This window comes from Shigella sp. FC1967, assembly GCF_001743005.1.
Lineage (GTDB): Bacteria > Pseudomonadota > Gammaproteobacteria > Enterobacterales > Enterobacteriaceae > Proteus.
The window spans coordinates 1-3,390 of the sequence record NZ_MIIZ01000781.1; the positions used below are offsets into that span (position 1 = coordinate 1).

3 protein-coding genes and 1 pseudogene are annotated in these 3,390 nt (G+C 38.7%); all 4 read left to right on the forward strand.

The window, feature by feature from the left end:
* Positions 1-85 precede the first annotated feature (85 nt).
* A complete protein-coding gene (gene fkpB, locus BHE89_RS12790; protein ID WP_069368641.1) occupies positions 86-556 on the forward strand; it encodes an FKBP-type peptidyl-prolyl cis-trans isomerase in 471 nt (156 codons plus the stop codon).
* Entirely contained in the window at positions 537-1,490 is a 954-nt protein-coding gene (gene ispH / locus BHE89_RS12795; RefSeq protein ID WP_069368640.1) for a 4-hydroxy-3-methylbut-2-enyl diphosphate reductase, read from the forward strand. Before fkpB ends, ispH begins: the two co-directional genes overlap by 20 nt.
* Before the next feature lie 232 nt (positions 1,491-1,722).
* Positions 1,723-2,544, forward strand: coding sequence for a 4-hydroxy-tetrahydrodipicolinate reductase (gene dapB, locus BHE89_RS12800; RefSeq protein WP_069368639.1), 822 nt, complete (start codon positions 1,723-1,725; stop codon positions 2,542-2,544).
* 447 nt (positions 2,545-2,991) lie between these two features.
* Positions 2,992-3,390 (forward strand): annotated as a pseudogene (locus BHE89_RS12805) (carbamoyl-phosphate synthase domain-containing protein); the annotation flags it as partial.

Below are 3,390 nucleotides of genomic sequence, written 5' to 3' on the forward strand. Positions count from 1 at the left end.
AAAAAAGCAAAAGTAATCAGACAAGAAGTTAACTAAAATAACCCCTGCCTTATGGCGGGGGTTACGCTTAATAGAAGGTATTAGTATGGTTATGCAGGTACTCAACGACAGCGCAGTGTTGCTGAATTTCACTTTAAAGTTAGCTGATGGTTCTGTTGCTGAATCTACACAAGCACATGGTAAACCCGCCCTTTTTCGTTTAGGTGATGACAGTTTATCGCCAGCTTTAGAAGCTGAATTATTGGGATTATCAATAGGGGATAAAAAAACCTTTACGCTTGCGGGTGAACATCTTTTTGGTAAATACAATCCTGACTTGATCCAATACTTTATGCCTTCTGACTTTACAGAGTCTGGTGTGCCTGAGGCGGGTACTATCATGCTATTTACAGCGATGAATGGCAGCGAAATGCCAGGCATTGTAAGAAATGTTACTGAAGACTCTGTCACCGTTGATTTTAACCATCCGTTAGCGTCAGAAGAAGTGACATTTGATATTGAAGTTGTCAGCATCAATCCTGAGGAGGAAACAACACATGCAAATATTGCTGGCTAACCCACGAGGCTTTTGTGCGGGTGTTGACCGAGCTATCAGCATTGTTGATCGCGCTCTGGAAATCTATGGCGCACCTATTTATGTTCGTCACGAAGTTGTTCATAACCGCTATGTCGTTAATGACTTACGTGAACGCGGCGCTATCTTCATTGAAGAAATTTCAGAAGTACCCGATAACGCAATTTTAATTTTCTCTGCTCATGGGGTGTCTCAAGCTATTCGTCAAGAAGCTCGTTCACGTAATTTAACAATGCTTTATGATGCAACGTGTCCATTAGTTACTAAAGTTCATATGGAAGTGGCAAGAGCGAGCCGTAAAGGCAAAGAAGCGATATTAATAGGTCATGCAGGACACCCAGAAGTTGAAGGCACAATGGGGCAATACAATAACCCTGAAGGGGGAATGTATTTAGTTGAATCGCCAGCCGATGTGTGGAAATTAAAAGTGAAAGATGAAGACAATCTTTGCTTTATGACCCAAACAACGCTTTCTGTTGATGATACATCAGAAGTGATTGACGCTTTAAATGCGCGTTTCCCCAAAATTATTGGACCTCGTAAAGATGATATCTGCTACGCAACAACCAATCGTCAAGAAGCCGCGAGAGAGCTTGCTGAAAAAGCGGATGTTGTCTTTGTTGTTGGCTCTAAGAACTCATCAAACTCTAATCGCTTAGCAGAGCTTGCTCAGCGTGCGGGTAAGCCTTCTTATCTTATCGATAGCTTTGAAGATATTGATGAGTCATGGGTCGCTAATGCAAATATTGTTGGCGTTACGGCTGGGGCTTCAGCACCAGATATTTTGGTTCAACAAGTATTAGAGCGTTTAAAAACCTTTGGTGCTGATGACGTGGTCGAATTATCAGGGCGTGAAGAAAATATTGTTTTTGAAGTGCCTAAAGAGCTTCGCCTCGATTATAAAGTTATCGAATAATCTCACTTAAATGTGATAGTGAATTTAAAAAGCAGCGAGGATAACGCTGCTTTTTTATGGATAAAGTAAAGTTAAATGAATAACCATGCTGTTCATCTCTTTTACTGATAATGACCACCGTTTTGTGTGTTTTTCTTATCTCTAACGTTAAATGCTGGCATCAAGTGGGTGACATCGCTACTCTGTAAACAATAAATAGAGATAATAAGTATTGTTAAGGAGAAATTTAGTTATGTCTGCAAAAGAACTTCGTCTTGCTGTTGTTGGTGCGGGTGGTCGTATGGGACGCCAATTAATTCAGGCAATTTCTCAACAAGAAGGAACCGTTTTAGGTGCTGCTTTTGAGCGTACTAATTCTTCATTGATTGGCGCTGATGCCGGAGAATTAGCAGGCATCGGGCATATTGGCGTTGCTATTACGGATAACTTGCTGGCTCAAGCGGGTGAATTTGATGTATTAATTGATTTTACACGCCCAGAAGGAACGCTTTCTCATATTGCATTTTGTGTAGAACAGAAAAAAGGCATGATTATTGGTACGACAGGCTTTGATGATGAAGGTAAAAAAGCGATTGAAAATGCCGCCCAAGTTATTCCTATTGTGTTTGCCGCTAACTTTAGTGTGGGTGTCAATTTAGTGCTTAAATTACTTGAAAAAGCGGCTAAAGTGATGGGATCTTACAGTGATATTGAAATTGTGGAAGCTCATCATCGTCATAAAGTTGATGCACCATCAGGTACTGCATTAGCGATGGGTGAATCCATTGCAGATGCATTAGGTCGTGATCTCAAAGCGTGTGCAGTTTATGAGCGAGTAGGGCATACAGGAGAGCGTGATCCTCAAAGCATTGGTTTTGCAACTATTCGTGCTGGTGATATTGTGGGAGAACACACAGCCATTTTTGCTGATATTGGTGAGCGAGTAGAGATAAGCCATAAGGCTTCTAGCAGAATGACCTTTGCAAATGGTGCTGTTAAGGCTTCTGTTTGGTTAAGTGATAAAAACTCTGGTCTTTATAATATGAAAGATGTTCTTTCTTTAGAGGATTTATAGTTTATAATTATTTTAATTTATTGAAAACTCACGATTATTTTTGCAATTGTGAGTTTTTTATTTTTATTTTGTTTTCTTTTGTTTTTATCTATTTTTAATTATTTTTTATTAATTATCTCTTTTTTTTTATTCGTTTTTTACCTCTCTAAATACACAAAAACCTCACTTTATTCCTTCTTTCTTCTCTTTTTTAAGTTATCTTGGTAAGCAAACGGTTAAATTTGTAAGATTGATTATGTAAATCGTTACTTGATTAATTAAATTGCTAATAAATGATATTTTTTTAAATTAAAAAGGTGTTTTTTTCTAGACATCTGCTCATTCGATCTTTAGAATGCGCCCAATTTGCCAAAAATTTGCCCAATTTTATGTTTTTGGCATTGATTTAGAGGCTTAAATCTGAATTAATATGCACTAAATGTGATTTATTATTCTCTGGAGGGCGTTTTGATTAGAAAAGCTATATTGGTTCTAGAAGATGGGACCGAATTCCACGGCAAGTCGATTGGCGCAGAAGGCGCCGCCATCGGTGAAGTCGTTTTTTAATACTTCAATGACCGGTTATCAAGAAATACTAACCGACCCTTCTTACTCCCAACAAATTGTTACTCTTACTTATCCCCACATTGGCAACACCGGCGTTAATCGTTCAGATGAAGAATCAGAAACAATCCATGCTCAAGGCTTAATTATCCGTGACTTGCCATTAGTGATGAGCAACTATCGTGCTCAAGAAACGTTATCTGATTATCTTAAACGCCATAATATCGTTGCTATTGCGGATATTGATACACGTAAGTTAACGCGTTTGTTGAGAGAAAAAGGCGCACAAAACGGTTGTATCAT

Bases quoted from the DNA above. Each gene is read 5' to 3' on its own strand.
- fkpB (WP_069368641.1), top strand. From the start codon at position 86: ATGGTTATGCAGGTACTCAACGACAGCGCAGTGTTGCTGAATTTCACT.
- ispH (WP_069368640.1), top strand. From the start codon at position 537: ATGCAAATATTGCTGGCTAACCCACGAGGCTTTTGTGCGGGTGTTGAC.
- dapB (WP_069368639.1), top strand. From the start codon at position 1,723: ATGTCTGCAAAAGAACTTCGTCTTGCTGTTGTTGGTGCGGGTGGTCGT.